Consider the following 21,015-nt stretch of genomic DNA (forward strand, 5'->3'; position numbering starts at 1 on the left):
TTCAGCTCCCCGATCTAGCAGGGATTTCGCTGGCGGCCAGGGGGTGGCCCGGCGGATCGGCCGGCATCCAGATCGCGACGGGAAGGCCCTCGCCGTCCCGGTCGGGCGGATCGGGCAGGGGGCGGGCACGGCCCTCGGCGAGATCGCGGGCGACCACGAGGGCGGCCAGCGCATCGAGGTGGTCGTCGGCACCGACCCCGGATGGCCGTCCCGCGATCAGGCCCTCGGGCAGGCCGGCGCGTCCGAGCAGGGCGCGGCGTTCGAAAAGGCCCGCCTGGCGTGCCGGGCCCTTCTTGCCCGCCGCCAGGGGACGTCCGCCGTTGAGGCAGCGGAACACGATCTCGGGATGGACCTCGTGAAGGCGCGCCATGAGATCCGGGCGGGCGCGCAGCAGCCCATCGACCGCCCGGATGGCAGGCAGGATGTTCCAGCACTGGATCGAGGGCGCGAAGGGCGGTGTGCTGTGCGCCCGCGACAGCGCCTTCGCGTCCTCGTAGGTCGCCGCATAGACCGCTGCGCGGGCCGGCACCGGAAACACGCTGGCCCGTCCGGCACCCAGGACGGCGCGTGCTGCCCGATCGGCACTTCGACCACCGCCGGTCACGTGTGCCTCCAGACCGATGGGACAGTCGATCCCCACGCGGATCGGCGCCTCGGGACCGTCGAGGAGGTCGACCGGCCGAGCGACGCGTACGGCGCGGAAGCGGGCGGGGTCGTCGAGGTCGAGAAGGACTCCGGCCCAGGCCCCACGGCAACCGTCGAGACCCCCGATCCAGCGCGTCATCGGTGTCGGCCGGACGCGGTCGGCGCGAACCGGATTGGGCTTGGCCCGTTGTCGCTGCTCAGGACCGCCGCTGCCGGCGGCCGCCGAAGCGGGAATGCGTTCATGGACATCGCCGTCGACAAGGTCACCGAGATCATCCTGCGCGTGCGCGCCGTCGATGTGAAGGAAGGGGCGACCGACCCCGATTCCGGCTCCAACCCCACCGATGACGGGGCCACCGACGTGCTCGTCTCGGGCACGGACGACGCCACTGAGGAAGAATTGCGGTCGATGATCGGCGCCCTCAACGACGACGAGCGCGCCGACCTCCTGGCGCTCCTCTATATCGGGCGCGGCGACATGGAGCCCGAGGAATGGTCCGAGGCGGTACGCTTCGCCCGCGAGCGCGAGGCTGTCGGCGAAGGGGCCGCCCACGAGATCCTCGGCATCCCCAATGCGGGCGACCTTCTCGAAGAGGGCCTGTCCAACCTCGGCATCACGCCGGACCTGCCCCAGGCCTAAGGCCAACAGGAACCCGAGGCGGGCGGTGCGCCCCGGGGCATGGCGTCAGCGGCAGGGCAGGGCGAGGGCGGTGTCGGCGACGAAGCCGGCCGTGTCGCGCAGGCCCTGCGGCTGACGCGAATCCGCTGACACCGCCTCGGCCTCCGCGTGCAGGCGGTCGTTGCAGGCACAGGTGGCAATCTGCCCACGTGGTGGCGAGCAGATGTCATGATGCATGCAGGCTAGGTCGAGGGCATCGATGGGCGGGCGCGGGCTGCGATTGCCCGGTCCGCAGTAATTGCCATGGATCAGGAACGTCCCGCTCTCCGGGTTCACGTAGGGCATCTCCTGCGCCCGAGCGGCGGGGATCATCACGGCCGCCAGGGCTGCGGCGAGCGCCAGCCGCGCCGTGGCCAGCCGGGCGGTCCGGAAGGGTCGATCTGCCTCAATCATCGAAGTCTCGTCGTCTCGGTCTGATGCGCCCTCGCGGGTGGAAATGGGGCCTCCTCATCCGGTGACAAGCGTCCCTCCGCCCGACCCCGGGACAGTTGAGGCGTGCGAGACCAGCCGAGACTCCGTCGCATGCAGATCGACCCGAGATTGTTCGGCGTCCGGAAAAACAATCCTCGACCGCAACACGGACACGCGATGAAATTCAGTCCGGCAATGCTGCGCGGCCGTACGGGGACGGCGTCGTTCCCGCCGCCGATCTCGGGCGTGTCGCGGTGGATCGACGCGTCGACCGAACGCCATGACGGCGAACCGAAGCGCCGCCATCCACACCGTTAACCTTTTCTTAACCCGCCGATTGTGGTGCAACGCCGGCCGTGGGACATTCGTTAACAGAAGCTTAACGGGGCCAAGGGCGGTCATGCGGTACGGGTTTTCCCAGCGGTTCTCGGCTCTGACGACCCGCTTCGCCGCCTTCGGCGCCGCGACGCTGTTCGCGGGCCTCGCCGCCCTGTCGGGGGCGGAGGCGCAGACCTTGGCAGCCCTGCCCACCGTCCCGAGCGCCATCAGCGCCGGCGCTCAGACCCGCCCGATCGCCGCCTGGGTCGATTTCTGCGCCGCCTACGCGACGGAGTGTGCGGTGAACGGCGCCGAGCCGGCTCAGATCACCCTGACGCCAACGATCTGGAACACCATCGTCTCGGTCAACCGCCGGGTAAACAAGTCCCTCGTCGCCGTCACCGACATGGACCACCTGCGCGTCGCGGACCGCTGGGACCTCGCCGAGGACGGCTCGGGCGATTGCGAGGATTTCCAGCTCCTCAAGCGCAAGCTCCTGGCCGAGGCCGGGCTGCCGCGCCGGGCGATGCGGATGACGGTCGTGATCGACGAGAAGGGCGAGGGACACGCCGTTCTGACCCTGATCACGGATCGCGGCGACCTCATCCTCGACAACAAGACCAGCACGATCCTGCCCTGGCGTCAGACCGGCTACACCTTCATCAAGCGCGAGAGCCAGGATGCCGTCGCCTGGGTGTCCCTGGGCCGGGCCGCCTCGCCCGTCACCACCGCCAACCGCTGACGCTGTCCCCGTGTGGGATCGTGGACAATCCGATCCTTTAAGGGGCGGTTAAGCGTGGCGGCGCGAGGGTGATCCCGCTCCGGGATACCCCGCCATGACGTTCCACCATCACCTCCGCACCGCCGCTGCGCCCGCTTTGCTGATGCTGCTCGTCGCGTCCGCGGCGGCGCAGGAGGCCCCGAGCGTGGCCGAGCGCCACGCCTCCTGGCGCGCCTGCCTCAATCGCAACTTCGCCCTCGAGGTCGTCCTCTCCCGCCGGGTCATCGCCGCCGACGCGGCCCTGCGCACCTGCCGGCCCAGCGAACAGGCCTACCTCACCGCCCTCGCGGCCTCCCCCCTCGTCGATGGCGACGACGTCGCCCGGGTCCGGCCGGCCCTGCTCCTCCGTGCCAGGGGCTGGCTGCTCGACGGCGGTCGCCAGCGCCCGCTCTGAAGAGCTCCCCCAAGGCTCCCCGCCGCGGCGGCAAACGGCTGTCAGGCGAAGGATTTTCGCGGGTCGAAGGCATCGCGCACGGCCTCGCCGGCGAAGACCAGCAGGCTCAGCATCACCGCCACCACGAAGAAGCCGCTCAGTCCGAGCCAGGGGGCCTGGATGTTGTCCTTACCCTGGGCCAGCAATTCGCCCAGCGAGGCCGAGCCGGGGGGCAGGCCGAAGCCGAGGAAGTCGAGGGAGGTCAGCGTCCCGATCGATCCGTTGAGGATGAAGGGCAGGAAGGTCAGCGTCGCCACCATCGCGTTGGGCAGGAGGTGGCGGCTCATGATGCGGATGTTCGAGAGGCCCAGCGCCCGGGCGGCGCGCACGTACTCGAAGTTGCGGGCCCGCAGGAACTCCGCGCGCACGACCCCGACGAGCGACACCCACGAGAACAGCAGCAGGATGCCCAGCAGCACGAAGAAGCCCGGCTCGATGAAGGCCGAGATGATGATGATCAGGTAGAGGGTCGGGATGCCGCTCCAGACCTCGATGAAGCGCTGCAGGGCGAGGTCGACCCAGCCACCGAAATAGCCCTGCACCGCCCCGGCGATCACCCCGATCACCGAGGAGATCAGGGCGAGGATCAGCCCGAACAGCACCGAGATGCGGAAGCCGTAGACGATGCGCGCCAGCACGTCGCGGGTGGTGTTGTCGGTCCCGAGCCAGTGCGTCTCGAGTTCGGAGCAGGACTTGCCGACGTTCTGGCACTGGGCCTCCGTCAGCATCCAGGTCGGGGGCGAGGGGGAGGGGGTCGGCAGGCCATCGATGATCGTGTCGTAGGAATAGGGGATCGGCGGCCAGATCGCCCAGCCGTTGTCGGCGATCTCCTTGCGCGTCTCCGCCGAGCGGTAGTTGGGCCGGGCATAGAAGCCGCCGAACTTCTCGTCCGGGTAGTCGATGACCACCGGGAACAGGATCTCGCCCTTGTACGAGACCACCAGCGGCCGGTCGTTGGCGATGAACTCGGCGAACAGGCTCGTGACGAACAGGGCCGTGAAGATCAGGAACGACCAGTAGCCCAGTCGATTGCGCCGGAAATTGGCGAGCCGCCGCCGATTCAAGGGCGAGAGGCCCCGCCCCGGCGGGGGCAGGGCGACTGCCCGGGCGCTGTCGGGACGCGCGACCTTGTTCATCGGGCGCCCCCCCGTGCGTCGGATCTCAGCCGTCGATGTGCGTCGCCGTGCCTTCGATCTCGTTCGGGCGCAATCCGCCATGCCGCTCGAGGTGACGCCGCAGCAGGCGCACGTTGCGGCGGTTGGCCTTGAACGCCGCATCGAACAGGTCGCCCGCCAGGGGCACGGCACCGAGCGCCCCGTCGGCCGCGATGTTCAAGGCCATCCGGGCGATGAGCCAGCGCGGCGCCCCGAGTCGGCGCGCCTCCACCACGATGTAGGAGGCAAGCAGCATGCCGGCGACGTCGCCCACCACCGGGACGAGACCCACCAGGGCGTCGAGGCCCACCCGCCGGTTGATGCCGGGGATCACGAAGGCCGAATCCATGAGGTGTGCGAACGCCTCCAGGCGCAGCAGCGTTGCCTCGCGGTCGTCCGCCTTGGGTCGGAAGCGGGTCGTGGCACCGGCGGTCTGGGTGAAGTCCATGGTCGGGCTCCGGGGCAAGTCCAGCCTGGGGGAAGGGCGCGGCGTGGTCATGCGTCGGGATGTGGCCCCGGTCCCGTGCGCCCGCAAGCGCCGCCCCTGCGAACCCGCCCATCAGGCCGCCTGCCGCGCGACGGTGGAGAGCCGGTCGAGGGCCCGGTCGAGGACGTCGTCGGCCTTGGCGAAACACAGCCGCACGAGGTGGCGCACGGACGCATCCGGATAGAAGGCGCTGATCGGAATCGCGGCGACGCCGTGCCGGCGCACCAGGTCGTCGCAGAATGCGACGTCGTCGTCGCAGCCGAGGGGCGCGAGGTCGACGGTGAGGAAGTAGGTGCCGTGGGAAGGCAGCACCCGGAAGCCGCGCTCGGCGAGGCCCGCCGACAGGCGGTCGCGGGAGGCGGCGAAGCGCGCGCGCATGCCGGTGAAGTAGGCGTCGTCCTTGGCGAGCCCGTAGGCCACCGCCTCCTGCAGGGCGGGCGGCGTCGTGAAGGTGAGGAACTGGTGGGCGTTGGCCACCACCCGCAGCAGGGCCGGCGCCGCCATCACGAAGCCGACCTTCCAGCCGGTCAGGCCGAAGATCTTGCCGGCCGAGCCGATCTTCACGGTCCGGTCGCGCATGCCCGGGAGCGCCATCAGCGGGCAATGTCGTGCGCCGTCGAAGACGATATGCTCCCAGACCTCGTCGCAGACCGCCACCACGTCGTGCCGAGTGCAGAAGGAGGCGAGGAGCGCCAGATCCTCCCGTCCGAAGACCGTGGCGCTGGGATTGAGCGGATTGTTCACGACGACGAGCTTCGTCCGATCCGAGAATGCGTCCGCCAGGGCGTCCGCGTCGAGGCGGAACTGCGGGGGCTGGAGCGGCACGATGCGCGCGACGCCGCCGGCCCGGCGCACCAGCGGCAGGTAGGCGTCGTAGAGGGGGGCGAACAGCACGACCTCGTCACCCGGCGCGATCAGGGCGAACAGGGCGGCGGCGATGGCCTCGGTGGCCCCCGACGTAACCATCACCTCCGCCATCGGCTCGAGATCCAGCCCCTGGTGGTGCGCGTAATGCGCCGCGATCGCCCGGCGCAAGTTGGGCAAGCCCATCATCGGCGGGTATTGATTGTCGCCGTGCAGCACGGCCTCGGCGGCCCTGCGCCGGACATCCTCCGGTCCCGGATCGTCCGGGAAGCCCTGACCCAGATTGATCGCGCCGAGGTCGCGGGCGAGGCCCGACATCACCGTGAAGATGGTCGTCGGCAGATCGGCGAGGACGGGATTCATGGAGAGCGGGGGTTCGGGGAAGGGGAAGGGCGCGGCGAGCCGTGGCGTAGCACGCCCCTTCGCCCCGGTGAAATGTGCGTCCTCGCACGCGGCCCGAACCACCTCCGGGCGGGTGGCCTGACGATTGTTGACTTTCATCAGCCATCACGTAACTCTCGACTCACGGCTGGAGCGGTGATTGCCAGCGCGGGACTTCGCCCCCTCGTTCCGTACACGTGTCGTCGCCGCTCCGGTCCTTCCCAAGAAGAGGTCGTCGCTTCCCCCAGCGGCGGCCTTTTCTCGTCTGTCGGAGGGCTGGCCGCGTAACCGGGCGCGTCTCGGCAGGGATTTCCGGGTGCCGGCGCGACAGCAATACGGTGGAAACGCGAAGGCCGCACTGGAGTCGCATTGGTTCCCTAGAGCGTCTCCCATGCCGTGCCGCGACCGCCTTCGAGACCTGGGACCGGCCGGGGTCGAGTTTCGCTTGGAGCAGATCCAGGGTCGGGCGAGACCCGCCGATGCGGGGCGCAGGGTGCGACGTCGCTCGATCCTGTCCCGGGGCGCCCATGGACCTTATGTCCTCCCCATCGGCAGCCCCTGCCGATCCGGCCAAGCATCGACTGGCCGAGCACCGGCTGGCCAAGCGTCGATCGGACATGCGCCGACCGGGCATGGGGACCGGGATTGCGTTGCGCCGGCGGCCGTTGGTCTCGTGAGAGCCTGCCGGTTCTTCCGCTCGCAACGCCGTCCGCAACACGCCATGATCGTCAGGCCATGAACGAAACCTCTCCCATCCGCACCGAGACAGCGCGCGAATACCCCGGGACGCTCCGGGACGACGCGCGCCCGGGCGATGTGCTGCCGCGCGAGTCGCGCACCGCACCACCGGCCCGTCGCAGCCGGGCGGGGCTCTGGTTCGTCCTTCTCCTGATCCTGGCGGGGGGCGGATACGCCGGATACCGCTTCTACCTCGCGCCGAAAATGGAGACCCAGGTCGCCGCCACGTCCGAGCGCGGCAAGGGAGCTGGTGGGCGCGGCGGCCATGGCGAGCCGGCTCAGGCGGTGGGCATCGCCACGGTCGCGGCGGGCGACGTCCCGATCGTGCTGGCCGGCCTCGGCACGGTCACGCCCCTCGCCACCGTCACGGTGCGCTCGCAGATCAGCGGCTACCTCACGGAGATCGGCTTTCGCGAGGGCCAGACCGTGAAGAAAGGCGATTTCCTCGCCCAGATCGATTCGCGCCCCTACGAGGCCCAGCTCGCCCAGTATCAGGGCCAGTTGATGCGCGATCAGGCCCTGCTGCAGAACTCGAAGCTCGATCTCGCCCGTTTTCAGCGGCTCTCCCAGCAGGATTCGATTTCGAAGCAGAACGTCGACACGCAAGGGGCCCTCGTGAAGCAGAACGAGGGCACGGTGGCGGCCGACCAGGCCCTGGTCGACCAGCAGAAGCTCAACATCACCTACACCCGCATCGTCTCGCCGGTGGAAGGCCGCGTCGGCCTGCGGCAGATCGACCAGGGCAACTACATCACGGCGGCCTCGACCAGCATCGTGGTTGTGACCCAACTGCATCCGATCTCGGTGGTCTTCACCCTGCCGGAGGACGACGTCGCGCGGGTGATGCGCCGCGTGCGGTCGGGCGCCAAGCTCATCGTCACGGCCTACGACCGGGGCGACACCAACGTGATCGCCACCGGCGTCCTCGACACGGTGGACAACCAGATCGACACCACCACCGGAACGGTGAAGCTGCGCGCGATCTTCGAGAACCAGGACGACGCCCTGTTTCCGAACCAGTTCGTCAACGCCAAGCTCGTCGTCGATACCGTGCGCGACGCCCCGATCGTCCCCACGGCGGCGATCCTGCGCGGGACGCCGGGCACCTACGTCTACCTGCTGCAGGGCGACGACAAGGTCGTCGTCCGCCCGATCAAGCTCGGCGAGGCGGATGGCCCCCGTACGGTGGTGACCGAGGGACTGAACATCGGCGACCGCGTGGTCGTGGACGGGACCGACCGCCTGCGCGACGGCGCACCGGTGCGCATCACCGAGGAGGCCGGCAAGGCCCGGAGCGCCCCGCACCGCGATCATGCGGCCGATGCGCAGGGCAAGCCGGCCGGTGGTCGGGGCGCGCCGGCGGAGGCTCAGAGCACGCCGGCCGCCGCGCCGGTGACGGAGGGGGCCAAGCCCGACGCCGCCAAGGCGGATGCCGTCGCGCCCGAGAGCCAGAAGCGCGAGCGCCGCCGGCAGCGGCCGGCCGAGGCGCAATGAGCCGATGAATCCGTCCCGCCTCTTCATCCTGCGGCCCGTCGCCACCACGCTGTTCATGCTGGCGATCCTGCTCGTCGGGATGGTGTCGTACCTGAACCTGCCGGTCTCGGCCCTGCCGTCGGTCGACTACCCGACGATCCAGATCCAGACCTTCTATCCGGGCGCCAGCCCCGAGGTGATGACCTCGGCGGTGACGGCGCCGCTGGAGCGGCAGTTCGGACAACTCGCCAACCTCAACCAGATGACGTCGCAGAGCTCGGCCGGCGCCTCCGTCATCACCCTGCAGTTCAGCCTGGATCTCGCCCTCGACATCGCCGAGCAGCAGGTCCAGGCCGCGATCAACGCGGCGGGCAACCTCTTGCCCTCGGACCTGCCGGCCCCGCCGATCTACGCCAAGGTAAACCCGGCCGATGCGCCGATCCTGACCCTGGCTCTGACGTCGAAGACCCTGCCGCTCACCGAAGTGCGCGATCTGGCCGAGACGCGACTGGCCCAGAAGATCTCCCAGGTGGCCGGCGTCGGCCTCGTCAGCACCGGCGGCGGACAGCGCCCCGCCGTGCGCATCCGCTTCAACGCCCGCGCCCTGGCCGCCTACGGCCTCAACATCGACGACCTGCGCACCACGGTCACCAACCTCAACGTCAACACGCCGAAGGGCACCATCGACGGGCCGACGCAGTCCTATTCCATCAACGCCAACGATCAGATCCGCGACCCGAAGGCCTATGACGACGCGATCATCGCCTACAAGAACGGCGCGCCGGTTCGGCTCTCGGACGTGGCCGACGTGGTCAACGGTCCCGAGAACACCAAGCTCGGCGCCTGGATGGACGAGACGCCCGCCGTCATCCTGAACATCCAGCGCCAGCCCGGCGCCAACGTCATCAGCACCGTCGACAAGATCAAGGCGCTGCTGCCCCAGCTCCAGGCGACCCTGCCGGCCGCCATCGGCGTCACCGTGCTCACCGACCGCACCACCACCATCCGCGCCTCGGTGCACGACGTGCAGGTGGAACTGGCGCTGGCCATCGGCCTCGTGGTGCTGGTGATCTTCCTGTTCCTGCGCAGCGTCTCCGCGACCCTGATCCCGAGCCTGTCGGTGCCGCTCTCCCTGATCGGCGCCCTGGCGGTCATGGACCTCTACGGCTTCTCCCTCGACAACCTGTCGCTGATGGCGCTCACCATCGCCACCGGCTTCGTGGTCGACGATGCCATCGTGGTGATCGAGAACATCGCCCGCCACGTGGAGGAGGGCGATTCCCCCCTCGAGGCCGCGCTGAAGGGCAGCCGCGAGATCGGCTTCACCATCATCTCGCTCACCGTCTCGCTGATCGCCGTGCTGATCCCGCTGCTGTTCATGGGGGACGTGGTGGGGCGCCTGTTCCACGAATTCGCGATCACGCTGGCGGCCACCATCATCATCTCGGCGGTGGTCTCGCTCACCCTCGTGCCGATGCTGTGCGCCCGCCTGCTGAAGGCGCACTCGCCCGGTGCCCCGGACCGGCGCGAGGGGATCGTCGCCCGCACCGCGCGCCGGGGCATGGACGGCATCATCGCCGGCTACGGCCGCATGCTGCGGGTGGTGCTTCGCCACCAGACGCTGACCCTGATCGTGACCCTCGGCACGATCGCGCTCACCGCCTACCTGTTCGTGGTGATCCCGAAGGGGTTCTTCCCGGTGCAGGATACCGGCGTCATCCAGGGCGTCACCCAGGCCGACCAGACCGTCTCCTACGCCGCCATGGCCGAGCGCCAGCAGAAGCTCGCCGCCGTCGTGCTCAAGGACCCGGACGTGCAGAGCCTGTCCTCCTTCATCGGGGTCGACGGCCAGAACGTCACCCTGAATTCCGGCCGCTTCCTCATCAACCTTAAGCCGCAGGACCAGCGCATCGCCCGCGCGCCCGAGATCATCGAACGGCTCAAAGCGGCCACCACCGATGTCGCGGGCATCCGCCTCTACCTGCAGTCGGTGCAGGACCTCACCATCGATACGGCGGTGGGCGCGACCCAGTACCAGGTCATCCTGGAGAACCCGAACCTGACCGAGTTCGAGACCTGGGTGCCGCGCTTCGTGCGGGCGCTGCAGGCCTCCCCGCTGCTGATGGACGTGGCGAGCGACCTTCAGGCGAGCGGCCTGGCCGCCTACATCACCATCGACCGTCCGACCGCCGGGCGCTACGGCATCACGCCGGCCACCGTCGACAACGCCCTCTACGACGCCTTCGGTCAGCGCATCATCTCGACGATCTTCACCCAGTCGAACCAGTACCGGGTCATCCTCGAGGCCGACCCGGACCTGCACAAGACCATCGAGAGCCTAGACCACATCTACCTGCCGTCCTCCACGGTCGCCTCCGGCCAGGTTCCGCTCTCGGCCGTGGCCCAGGTGAGCGAGCGGCGGGCGCCGCTGCTGATCAGCCATCTCGGTCAGTTCCCCGCCACCACCGTGTCGTTCAATCTCGCGCCCGGCGTGGCGCTCGGCGATGCGGTGGGGGCGGTGGAGGCGGCACGCCGGTCGATCGACCTGCCGCCGAGCTTCCGCGTGGTGCCGCAGGGCTCGGTCTTCGCCTTCCAGTCGGCGCTCTCGAACCAGCTCTTCCTGGTGCTGGCCGCCATCGTCACCGTCTACATCGTCCTCGGTGTGCTCTACGAAAGCTTCATCCACCCGATCACCATCCTGTCGACGCTGCCCTCGGCCGGCATCGGGGCGCTGATCGGGCTAATGCTGTTCGGGCTCTCCCTCGACATCATCGCGATCATCGGCATCGTGCTGCTCATCGGCATCGTGAAGAAGAACGCGATCATGATGATCGACTTCGCGCTCCAGGCGGAGCGCGAGGAGGGCATGAGCCCGCGCGACGCGATCTACGAGGCCTGCATCCTGCGCTTCCGGCCGATCCTGATGACCACGCTGGCGGCCCTGTTCGCGGCGGTGCCGCTCATCGTCGGCACCGGCGTCGGCTCCGAACTGCGCCAGCCGCTCGGCATCGTCATCGCGGGCGGCCTCATCGTCAGCCAGGTGCTGACCCTGTTCACCACCCCGGTGATCTACCTCGCCTTCGATCGCCTGGAGCGCCGCCTCTCCGGCCGCCGCGCCGGCGGCGCCGACAGCGTCGAGGCGCTGCCGTGAACGTCTCCGAGCCGTTCATCCGGCGGCCCGTCGCCACCACGCTGCTGACCATCGGCGTGCTGCTCGCGGGCATCTTCGCCTTCCTGAAGCTGCCGGTGGCGCCGCTGCCGCAGGTGGATTTCCCCGTCATCCTGGTCCAGGCGCAGATGGCCGGCGCCTCGCCGGAGACCATGGCCACCACGGTGGCGGCGCCCCTGGAGCGCCGCCTCGGCGCCATCGCGGACGTCACCGAGATGACCTCGACGAGTTCGCTCGGCTCGGTCCGCCTCGTGCTGATGTTCGGGCTCAACCGCGACATCGACGGCGCGGCCCGCGACGTCCAGGCCGCGATCAACGCCGCGCGGGCCGATCTGCCGACGGCCCTCCGGTCGAATCCCACCTACCGGAAGTTCAACCCGGCCGACGCGCCGATCCTCATCCTGGGCCTCACCTCGAACACCCTGACGCCGGGCCAGCTCTACGATTCCGCCGCCACGGTGGTGCAGCAGAAGATGTCCCAGCTCCCCGGGGTCGGGAACGTCGACATCGGCGGCTCGTCGCTGCCGGCCGTGCGGGTCGAACTCGATCCCACGGCGCTCTTCAACTACGGCATCGGCCTCGAGGGCATCCGTGCGGCGCTCGCGTCGGCCAACGCCAACTCGCCGAAGGGCGCCATCGAGACCGAGACGCGCCACTACCAGCTCTACGCCAACGACCAGGGCCGGGTGGCGGCCGATTACCGCGACCTCGTGGTGGCCTATCGCAACGGCGCCGCCGTACGCCTGACCGATGTGGGCGCGATCGAGGATTCGGTGGAGGACCGGCGCAACCTCGGCCTCGTCAACGGCAAGCCGGGCGTGATCCTGTTCATCTACAAGCAGCCCGGCTCCAACGTCGTCGACACGATCCGGGGGCTGAAGGCGGCGATTCCGCAGGTGACGGCGGCGCTCCCGGGCGACATCGACCTCATGGTCACGGGAGACCGCAGCGCCACCATCCGGGCCTCCCTGGCCGAAACCGAGGAGACGCTGCTCATCGCCGTCGTGCTCGTCGTCTTCGTGGTGTTCCTGTTCCTGCGCTCGGGACGGGCCACGCTGATCCCGGCCGTCGCGGTGCCGATCTCCATCGTCGGGACCTACTCGGCGATGTACCTGCTCGATTACAGCCTCAACATCCTGTCGCTGATGGCGCTCATCATCGCCACGGGCTTCGTCGTGGACGACGCCATCGTGGTCCTGGAGAACATCCAGCGCCACATCGAGAAGGGCAGGCCCCGGATCGAGGCGGCGCTCCTCGGCTCGCGCGAGGTCGGCTTCACCGTCATCTCCATGAGCCTGTCGCTCGTGGCGGTGTTCCTGCCGATCCTCCTGATGGGCGGCATCGTCGGGCGCCTGTTCCAGGAATTCGCCGTCACGCTCTCGCTGGCGATCCTGATCTCGCTGGTGCTCTCGCTCACCACCACGCCGATGATGTGCGCACTGCTCCTGCGGCGCGAGGCCCCCCACGAGACCGTGCGGCCGAACGGGTTCGTGCGCGTCCTGGAGGCCGGGTTCGACGGGATGCTGAGGGGCTACGAGCGCACCCTGCGCATCGCCCTGCGCCATCGTCGGCTGGTCGCCCTCTCGCTGCTCGCAACCGTGGGCCTGAACGTCTACCTCTACGTCATCGTGCCGAAGGGCTTCTTTCCCGAGCAGGATACGGGACAGATGATGGGCGGCATCCAGGCCGACCAGCGCATCTCGTTCCAGTCGATGAAGCAGAAGCTGGAACAGGCCACCGCCATCGTGCAGGCCGACCCCGCCGTCGACAGCGTCGTGGGCTTCACGGGCGGGCGCGGCACCAACTCGGCCAACGTCTTCGTGGGCCTCAAGCCCCGGGGCGAGCGTGAGTCGATCACCGCCGTGATGGCACGCCTGCGCCCGAAGCTGTCGCAGGTCGCCGGCGCCCGCCTCTACCTGTTCCCGCGCCAGGACCTGCGCATGGGCGGCCGCCAGAGCTTCGCCCAGTATCAGTACACCCTCCAGGGCGACACGGCGGAGGAGCTCTACGCCGCCGCGCCGAAGCTGGTGCAGGCGCTGCAGAAGAACCCGATCTTCGCCGACGTCACCTCCGACCAGCAGGAGGGCGGCCTCGAGAGCCGACTCGTGATCGACCGGGCCAGCGCCTTCCGCTACGGCCTGACCCCAGACAAGATCGACAACACGCTCTACGACGCCTTCGGCCAGCGCCAGGTCTCGACAATCTACAACCCTCTGAATCAGTATCACGTCGTGATGGAGATCGCGCCGCGCTACCTCCAGAGCCCCGACACCCTGAAGATGCTCTACGTCTCGACCTCGGGCGGCAAGGCGCGGGGCTCGGCCACCACCAACGCGGTGGCCGGCACGGTGGCGGGCGCCCCGACCGGAGCCGCGGCGACCGGCGCCGTCGGCGCGACGGCGGCCGCCGACGCCAGTGCCGCCTCCATCGCCACCGATTCGGCCCGCAACGCCGCCGCCAACGCCATCGCGGGCGGCAAGGGCGGCGCCTCGTCGAGCGCGCCGGTGTCGAGCGCCAAGGAGACGATGATTCCGCTCTCGGCCTTCGCCCGCCTGGAGACCGGCAACGCGCCCGTGCAGGTCAGTCACCAGGGCCTGTTCGTCGCCACCACGATCTCGTTCAATCTCGTGCCCGGCAAGAGCCTGTCCGATGCCACCGCCGCCATCGAACAAGCCATCACCGACCTGCGCCTGCCCGCCACCATCCACGGCGAATTCGCGGGTTCGGCCAAGAGTTTCCAGGAATCGTCCTCACGCCAGCCCTTGCTGATCCTGGCCGCGCTGCTGGCGGTCTACACGATCCTCGGCATCCTCTACGAGAGCTTCATCCACCCCGTCACGATCCTCTCGACGCTGCCCTCGGCCGGCATCGGCGCGCTGCTGGCGCTTCTCGTGTCCGGCACCGAATTCACCGTCATCGCACTGATCGCGGTCTTCCTGCTCATCGGCATCGTCAAGAAGAACGCCATCATGATGATCGACTTCGCCCTGGATGCCGAGCGCACGCGCGGAGCCTCCCCGAAGGAGGCGATCTTCGAGGCCTGCCTCTTGCGCTTCCGCCCGATCATGATGACAACGCTCGCCGCGATGCTCGGCGCCTTGCCCCTCATCCTCGCCGGCGGGGAGGGCTCCGAACTGCGGCGGCCCCTCGGCATCGCCATCGTCGGCGGCCTGATCGTGAGCCAGATCCTGACCCTCTACACCACCCCCGTCGTGTACCTGTATCTCGACCGGCTGCGCCGCCGCGCGCCGGCGGCCGGCGCGGCCCTGAGCCCGGCCGAATGAGGCTGCGCCCCGGACTCTTCGCCCTCTTGGGCCTGCCCGGGCTCGTGTCCGGCTGCATGGTCGGGCCGGACTACGCGCGTCCTTCGGTGGAGACGCCCCTGGCGTTCAAGCAGGGGGGCACCCGCGAGGACAGCGCCGCCTACGCGGCGAGCCGCAAGGGCTGGCGTCCGGCCGCGCCCAACGACGGGGCCGAGCGCGGCGACTGGTGGCGGGTGTTCCGCGATCCCACCCTCGACCGCCTAATCCGCCTCGTGGATGTCGACAACCAGAGCCTGCGGGTCCAGGTGGCCGCCTACGAGCAGGCGCGCGCCTTCGTCGCCCAGGCCCGCGCCGCCCTGTTCCCCACGGTCACCGGCGCCCCCAGTGTCTCGCGGTCCCGCTCCCTCGGGATCGAGCGCACCAACGTCTCGCTCCAGGGTCAGGCCAGCTGGGAACTCGACCTGTTCGGCCGCATCCGCCGCAACATCGAGAGCGAGGTCGCCACGGCCCAGGCCAGCGCCGCCGAACTCGCCCTGGTGCGCCTGACGCTCCAGTCCGAGGTCGCGACCAATTACCTGACGCTGCGCTACCAGGATTCGCTCCAGCGCGTGCTCAACGAGAACATCGAAGGCTACAAGAAGAGCCTCGCGATCACCGAGAACCAGTACAATGCCGGCGTCGCCGCACGCTCGGACGTGATCACGGCCCAGACGCAGCTCCAGACCACGCAGGCCCAGGCCATCGCCATCGGCCTGCAGCGCGCCACCTTCGAGCACGCCATCGCGCTCCTCGTGGGTCGGCCGCCGTCGGAGCTGAGCCTGCCGGTGGCGCCGCTCGCCGCGCGCCCGCCCGCCGTGCCGGTCGGCATTCCCTCGACGCTTCTCGAGCGGCGCCCCGACGTCGCGCAGGCCGAGCGCAACGTCCAGGCCCAGAGCGAGCAGATCGGCGTCGCCGTGGCGGCTTTCTACCCCACCGTGACGCTCTCGGCCTCCGGCGGTATCTCGGGCAACCCGGCCAACGGCCTGCTCTCCGCCGTCAACCAGGTCTGGTCGGTGGCGGCCGCCGGCACGGAGGTGTTCTACGACGGGGGCGCCCGCGCGGCGGCCCTGCGCATCACCCGCGCGGCCTATGACGCCAGCGTGGCCAATTACCGCCAGACCGTGCTCACCGCCTTCTCGGAGGTCGAGAACGGCCTTGCCGGCGTGCGCATCCTTGCCCGGCAGCAGGTGGCCCAGGACGAGGCCGTGGCCTCGGCCCGCCGCGCCGTGGAGATCACCCTGAACGAGTACCGGGCCGGAACGCAGAACTTCACCACCGTGGTCACGGCCCAGGCGCTCGCCCTGAACAACGAGGTCGCCGCCCTGCAGATCCGCCTCAACCGTTTCACCACCGCGGTCTCGCTGATCCGCGCGCTGGGCGGCGGCTGGGACGTGCGCAGCCTGCCGAGCGGGGAGGACCTCAAGGAAGCCCGCCTGCCGGTGGATTCGGGCCAGGCCATCCGCACCGACGAATAGGGACCGGCCCCGCGTCCCGGTCGGGTCAGCCCACGCGATCCGGCACGACCTTGGCCGGAACGTCGCCGGGGCGCCGCAGGTTGACGAGCGGATTTTTCCGGCGCGCCGCGCCGCAACCGTGAGTGGAGGCCGTGGGCCATGGACCAGATACCCCCCGCCAAAGCACCCGCCGCGACACCCGAGCATCAGCCCGTTCCGGCGGCCCCCCCCTGCACGCTGGTGATCTTCGGGGCCGCCGGCGACCTCACGAAGCGGCTGCTGATGCCGGCGCTCTACAACCTCGCGGCCGGCGGCCTGCTCGACCCGGCGTTCCGCATCATCGGTGTCGACCACAACGCCAACACCGACGAGGGTTGGCGCGATGCCCTCTCCGAGACGATGCAGTCCTTCACCACGGACCGGACGTCGGAATTCCACCCCGACCACATCGATTCCAAGGCCTGGGGCTTCATCAGCGAACGCCTCAGCTTCCGCCAAGGGGACTTCACCGCCGCCGAGACCTTCACGGGCCTCGCTCAGGCGCTGTCCGGCAACGTCATCTTCTATCTCGCGGTCTCGGCCCGCTTCTTCGGCCCGATCGTCGATGCCCTGGGGGAGGCGGGCCTGCTGAAGGAGCAGGCGGGCGTCTTCCGCCGCGTCGTCATCGAGAAGCCGTTCGGCAGCGACCTTGAATCGGCCCGCGCCCTGAACGCACGCATCCTCGAGCAGGGCACCGAAAGCCAGTTCTTCCGCATCGACCACTTCCTCGGAAAGGAGACGGTTCAGAGTATCCTGGCGATCCGGTTCGGCAATGGCCTGCTGGGGCCGGTCTGGCATCGCGACCACGTCGATCACGTGGAGATCACCGCGGCGGAGACCATCGGGGTCGAGGCGCGCGGCGCCTTCTACGAGCCCACGGGCGCCTTGCGCGACATGGTGCCGAACCACCTGTTCCAGCTGCTCTGCATGGTGGCGATGGAGCCGCCCAGGAGTCTCGACGCCGAGGATGTCCGCGACGAGAAGGCCCGGCTCATCCAGGCGGTGCAACCGGTCCAGCCCGCGCAGGCGGTTCGCGGCCAATACGCGGCGGGTCAGGAGCACGGGCACGCGGTGCCGGCCTATCGCAATGAGCCCGACGTCGCCCGCGATTCCCACACCGAGACCTACGTCGCCCTGAAGCTCGCCATCGACAACCCGCGCTGGAAGGACGTTCCGTTCTACCTGCGCACCGGCAAGCGGATGACCGACCGCGTCACCGAGATCGCCCTTCATTTCCGGCCGCCGGCGCACTCGCCCTTCGCGACGCCGGATGCGCCCGTAACCCCCGACGTCCTGCGCTTTCGCATCGACCCCGAGCAGGGGATGGACATCGAGATGAACGCGAAGCGGCCCGGGCCACGCCTGGATCTCGGCCGGGTCACCGCCGCCTTCGACTACGGGGATTTCTTCCGCGAGACGCCGAGCGTCGGTTACGAGACGCTGCTCTACGATTGCCTCATCGGCGACGCGACCCTGTTCCAGCGGGCCGACAGCATCGAGGCAGCCTGGGCGGTGGTGGATCCGCTGCTCAAGGCCTGGACCGATGCGCCGGTGGAGCCCTACGCCGCCGGAAGCGACGGGCCGGAGGGCGCCACCGCGCTCCTGGCCGCGCAGGGCCATCGCTGGCTACCGCTCGGCGAGGGATGATCGCGGGGGACGAACCGCGCGCCGCTTGGCGCCGGGCGGCGGGGCGACCGGCGGCGCGGGCTGCAATTCGGCGAGGGCGTCGTGGTGCAGCAGCCGGACGCCGGTGGCGGCGGCGAGCTTGCGCGCCGCTGGGGTGAACCCGGCATTCGAGACGACCGCCGCCATGTCGGCGGACCAGTAGCGCATCGCCGCAGCGATCTCCTGCACGGCGCCGTTGCCCACCGGACGCCCGTAGCGCTTGCACTGGACCACGAGACGCGTCCCGGCCTGCTCCGCGACGATGTCTGCGCCCTGATCGCCGCTGGCCTGGGTGGCGCGCGCGTTCCAGCCTGCCTCGCGCAGACGTCCCGCGCAGTAACGCTCGTAGGCGATGCCCTCCTCGGGCGCCTCGCTCTCGTCCGGCAATTGCACTCCATCCGCCACCCGTTCGATGATGGCGAGGATGTCGTCCCAGGCTCCGTCGATCTCGTCGCCGCGGCCACGGGCCTCCAACTGCGGCACCACCGTGCGCTCGGCGAAGTAGGTTCGCTCGCGCTCCCAGCCGTCGCTGATCAGGTTGCCGTAGGCATCGACGAAGCATTCCTGTCGCCGCCGCAGGGCCAGAGTCGGCGCATGGGGGCGTGCGATCCTCCGGATCAGCCGGCGCAGACGCCGCGGCCGGTCGAGATGGTGAAGGACGACACCGGCCCATGCCAGTCCGGCTCCGATGGCGCCGGGCTGCCCGAACCAGAGGGCGCAGCCCCCTCCGAGCACGGACGTCCAGAACAGGCGCGCCACGAGCTGCGATCGACCCGACATGTGGTGGTCCCAACCGGAAGAGGGCCGGGATCGTTCGACCCTCGACCGCGGTGGACCCGACCGTGGCAGCGGAGGGTTGCGCGTTCTCTAACGCCGTCCGGGTCGCGGAGGGGAGAAAGTGCTCCGGATGCTCGGAGATCTTGCGGGTTAGCGCGCCGGATCGACCTTCCCGCGGCATCGTGCCGGTTCGAATACCGACCCGATCTGTAAAACGCGTTGTTTCACCGGATCTGCCAAGATCAGTGCAGGAGCAGTCGACAAGCTGTGGACAAGACGAACGAGGCCGAGGCGATGCGCCTCGGCCTCGTTCGTCATCCCTCCGGCGTCAATCGCGTTCCGGCGCCAAGCCTGCGCGTCCTGGCGTCAGGCCTGAGCCGCCACCTTGGGCCGACGCCCGCGCGGAGCCGACTCCGCCTTGGCCTCGGTCTCGACGGCCACGCTCTCCTGCTTCCGACGCTGCTGGCCGAGACCCATGTTCTTGGCCAGCTCCGAACGGGCGGCCGCGTAGTTCGGGGCGACCATCGGATAGTCGCTCGGGAGGTTCCACTTGGTGCGATACTGCTCGGGCGTCATCTCGTAGCGCGTCCGCAGGTGACGCTTGAGAGACTTGAACTTCTTTCCATCCTCGAGGCAGACGACGTAGTCCGGCGTGATCGAGCGCTTGATGGACACGGCCGGAGTCAGAGGCTCCGCCTTCTCCTCGGTCCCGACCTGGTTGAGCTTGCTCAGAGTGGCGTGCACCGAGCCGATCAGCGCCGGCAGGTCAGCGATCGGAACCGAGTTGTTGCTCACGAATGCGGACACGATGTCGGCCGCGAGCTCGATGTAGTCCGGCAGGATTCCGTTCTCGGTGCTCATTCTGAATCTCTCGTTGCGTTCTGAATACCACCCACCCCGAGGGCGTCGTGCCGGTTGGGAGGTTTGGCTGCCGCGTCATGGTTGTGACTTGCTGCTTGCTATGATGAAGCAAAGCAAAAGGCAAGAGCCTCATCAGGTCTCGTATAGGTCGCATCCGGTCGATGTCTGGTGAACTGGAATAGACCAGCAACCACTGCCATTCCGACGAACTGGACTAAATTTGCGCGATTTTGCCTGTTCCTGCACGGACTGGGCGACTGGGCGCCCTAATGCCTCACGGTTCAGATCGGGGAACCGGAAAAATAATTTTCTACGGGAGGAAATATGATCTCTTACAGACCAGGTCTGCATCGAAATTTGAGCTAAAGCGGACCTCTAGGGCCGATTACCGGCAGAGTCGGCCGGAGCGCTAAAATGGCTCTTGAATACAAAATCTAGACGCGAACCGGCTCGTACAGACTGTGGAGGCCGCGTGTTTTTATCCGCGGCCACGCACGGACCTGCGTAAAAATTTACGCAGGTCCGCCCGAAAAGGTCCGGAACGGACGATTTCGACACCTGTCCCGGGCCGTGCGAGACCTGATCACCCGTCCGTTCGGCTGCGCGGACCGTAAGATTTGAACCGTTCCACCGTTCTCCAGATCTCGTCGTCTGGCAGCACCACGGGATTTCCGACCTGAAGCGCCACCGCATATTGGCGGCAGAGCGCTTCCACCTCCACCGCGAGCCAGAGGGCCTTTCGAAGATCGGTTCCGACGGCAATCATGCCGTGATTGGCCAGGAGGCAGGCCATCCGTCCCTCCAGGGCGTTGAGGGCCGCCGCCGACAGGGCTTCGGTGCCGTAGGGCGCGTAGGGGGCACAGCGCACGGTCGGTCCGCCGGCCGCCGCGATCATGTAGTGCACCGCCGGAATGTCCTGCCCGCAGATCGCGAAGGCGGTGCAGTGGGTCGGATGCGCGTGGACCACCGCGTTCACCTCCGGACGTGCCGCGAGGATGTCGCGGTGGAATCGCCACTCGGAGGAGGGGGCGAGCGGGTGCGCGAAACTGCCGTCGAACCGCATCGCCACGAGATCCTCCGGCCGCAGCGTCTCGGCCGGAATGCCGGACGGCGTGACGAGGAAGCCGTCGCCCGCCCGCACCGACACGTTGCCGGAAGTGCCCTGGCTCAGACCGAGCGTGAGAAGGTCGCGCATCGCGGCGACGATGTCGGCACGGATCGCTCCGTCCGTCGATTCGGTGGCGGGAGAGGGAGGCTGGGACGGCATGCGGGTCTCCGGACGCGAACGCCCTACCGGTCGGGCGCAGGCGGTCTATAACACCGCCTGCCGGACGCGTTCGCGATCCGACCCGGTTACCAAGCCGGCGACGCTCCTGCTGCCGGG

Annotated in this window: 17 protein-coding genes; 9 read left to right on the forward strand and 8 right to left on the reverse strand. The window is 69.1% G+C overall.

Features of this window, described 5'->3' with window-relative positions; all coding sequences use genetic code 11:
- Position 1: 1 nt before the first annotated feature.
- Complete coding sequence (locus tag ASG51_RS25080; protein WP_056381317.1) at positions 2 to 784, reverse strand: DUF429 domain-containing protein; 783 nt, start codon at positions 782 to 784, stop codon at positions 2 to 4.
- A 102-nt stretch (positions 785 to 886) separates the two neighbouring features.
- On the opposite strand from ASG51_RS25080, the gene ASG51_RS13470 reads away from it, so the two are divergent.
- On the forward strand, positions 887 to 1,285 hold the full coding sequence (locus ASG51_RS13470) for a DUF3775 domain-containing protein (protein WP_056214871.1): 399 nt from the start codon (positions 887 to 889) through the stop codon (positions 1,283 to 1,285).
- 45 nt (positions 1,286 to 1,330) lie between these two features.
- Here ASG51_RS13470 and ASG51_RS13475 read toward each other — a convergent pair whose 3' ends face one another.
- Entirely contained in the window at positions 1,331 to 1,717 is a 387-nt protein-coding gene (locus tag ASG51_RS13475) for a hypothetical protein (RefSeq protein ID WP_056214874.1), read from the reverse strand.
- A 129-nt stretch (positions 1,718 to 1,846) separates the two neighbouring features.
- Here ASG51_RS13475 and ASG51_RS24215 point away from each other — a divergent pair, with 129 nt between their 5' ends.
- The 3 genes from ASG51_RS24215 (at position 1,847) to ASG51_RS13485 (ending at position 3,228) form a co-directional block, all read left to right on the forward strand.
- Positions 1,847 to 2,053, forward strand: a complete 207-nt coding sequence (locus ASG51_RS24215; protein ID WP_156389709.1) for a hypothetical protein — start codon at positions 1,847 to 1,849, stop codon at positions 2,051 to 2,053.
- A gap of 82 nt (positions 2,054 to 2,135) precedes the next feature.
- Positions 2,136 to 2,795 carry a transglutaminase-like cysteine peptidase gene (locus ASG51_RS13480; RefSeq protein WP_056214877.1) on the forward strand — a complete coding sequence of 220 codons (660 nt, stop codon included), beginning with the start codon at positions 2,136 to 2,138 and terminating at the stop codon, positions 2,793 to 2,795.
- Between the two features lie 94 nt (positions 2,796 to 2,889).
- Positions 2,890 to 3,228 carry a hypothetical protein gene (locus ASG51_RS13485; protein WP_056381319.1) on the forward strand — a complete coding sequence of 113 codons (339 nt, stop codon included), beginning with the start codon at positions 2,890 to 2,892 and terminating at the stop codon, positions 3,226 to 3,228.
- Positions 3,229 to 3,269: 41 nt separating this feature from the next.
- Here ASG51_RS13485 and ASG51_RS13490 read toward each other — a convergent pair whose 3' ends face one another.
- The 3 genes from ASG51_RS13490 to ASG51_RS13500 form a co-directional block, all read right to left on the reverse strand.
- On the reverse strand, positions 3,270 to 4,403 hold the full coding sequence (locus ASG51_RS13490; RefSeq protein WP_056381322.1) for an ABC transporter permease: 1,134 nt from the start codon (positions 4,401 to 4,403) through the stop codon (positions 3,270 to 3,272).
- Between the two features lie 25 nt (positions 4,404 to 4,428).
- Complete coding sequence (locus ASG51_RS13495; RefSeq protein WP_056214886.1) at positions 4,429 to 4,869, reverse strand: DUF4112 domain-containing protein; 441 nt, start codon at positions 4,867 to 4,869, stop codon at positions 4,429 to 4,431.
- 111 nt (positions 4,870 to 4,980) lie between these two features.
- The gene (locus tag ASG51_RS13500) at positions 4,981 to 6,135 is read right to left on the reverse strand and encodes an aminotransferase (protein ID WP_056381324.1); all 1,155 of its coding nucleotides are present in this window, start codon (positions 6,133 to 6,135) and stop codon (positions 4,981 to 4,983) included.
- A 753-nt stretch (positions 6,136 to 6,888) separates the two neighbouring features.
- Between ASG51_RS13500 and ASG51_RS13505 the strand changes: the two genes are divergently transcribed.
- The 5 genes from ASG51_RS13505 (at position 6,889) to zwf (ending at position 17,975) form a co-directional block, all read left to right on the forward strand.
- The gene (locus tag ASG51_RS13505; protein WP_056381325.1) at positions 6,889 to 8,385 is read left to right on the forward strand and encodes an MdtA/MuxA family multidrug efflux RND transporter periplasmic adaptor subunit; all 1,497 of its coding nucleotides are present in this window, start codon (positions 6,889 to 6,891) and stop codon (positions 8,383 to 8,385) included.
- Between the two features lie 4 nt (positions 8,386 to 8,389).
- A complete protein-coding gene (locus tag ASG51_RS13510) occupies positions 8,390 to 11,515 on the forward strand; it encodes an MdtB/MuxB family multidrug efflux RND transporter permease subunit (RefSeq protein WP_056381327.1) in 3,126 nt (1,041 codons plus the stop codon).
- Positions 11,512 to 14,817, forward strand: a complete 3,306-nt coding sequence (locus ASG51_RS13515; protein WP_056381329.1) for an efflux RND transporter permease subunit — start codon at positions 11,512 to 11,514, stop codon at positions 14,815 to 14,817. Before ASG51_RS13510 ends, ASG51_RS13515 begins: the two co-directional genes overlap by 4 nt.
- Positions 14,814 to 16,310, forward strand: coding sequence for an efflux transporter outer membrane subunit (locus ASG51_RS13520; protein ID WP_156389710.1), 1,497 nt, complete (start codon positions 14,814 to 14,816; stop codon positions 16,308 to 16,310). The genes ASG51_RS13515 and ASG51_RS13520 overlap by 4 nt, the downstream gene beginning before the upstream one ends.
- Before the next feature lie 138 nt (positions 16,311 to 16,448).
- Positions 16,449 to 17,975: a glucose-6-phosphate dehydrogenase gene (gene zwf, locus ASG51_RS13525; RefSeq protein WP_082514002.1), complete on the forward strand. Its 1,527-nt coding sequence runs from the start codon at positions 16,449 to 16,451 to the stop codon at positions 17,973 to 17,975.
- On the opposite strand, the gene ASG51_RS13530 is transcribed toward zwf, so the two are convergent.
- The 3 genes from ASG51_RS13530 to ASG51_RS13540 all read right to left on the reverse strand — a co-directional run bounded on the left by ASG51_RS13530 (position 17,955) and on the right by ASG51_RS13540 (position 20,898).
- Positions 17,955 to 18,773: a restriction endonuclease gene (locus ASG51_RS13530; protein WP_082514003.1), complete on the reverse strand. Its 819-nt coding sequence runs from the start codon at positions 18,771 to 18,773 to the stop codon at positions 17,955 to 17,957. The genes zwf and ASG51_RS13530 overlap by 21 nt on opposite strands.
- A 363-nt stretch (positions 18,774 to 19,136) precedes the next feature.
- The gene (locus ASG51_RS13535; protein ID WP_056214905.1) at positions 19,137 to 19,631 is read right to left on the reverse strand and encodes a MucR family transcriptional regulator; all 495 of its coding nucleotides are present in this window, start codon (positions 19,629 to 19,631) and stop codon (positions 19,137 to 19,139) included.
- Positions 19,632 to 20,214: 583 nt separating this feature from the next.
- Entirely contained in the window at positions 20,215 to 20,898 is a 684-nt protein-coding gene (locus ASG51_RS13540) for a class II aldolase/adducin family protein (RefSeq protein ID WP_056381330.1), read from the reverse strand.
- Between the last annotated feature and the right edge of the window lie 117 nt (positions 20,899 to 21,015).

Origin of the sequence: Methylobacterium sp. Leaf465, assembly GCF_001424705.1 — a bacterium.
Taxonomy (GTDB): domain Bacteria; phylum Pseudomonadota; class Alphaproteobacteria; order Rhizobiales; family Beijerinckiaceae; genus Methylobacterium.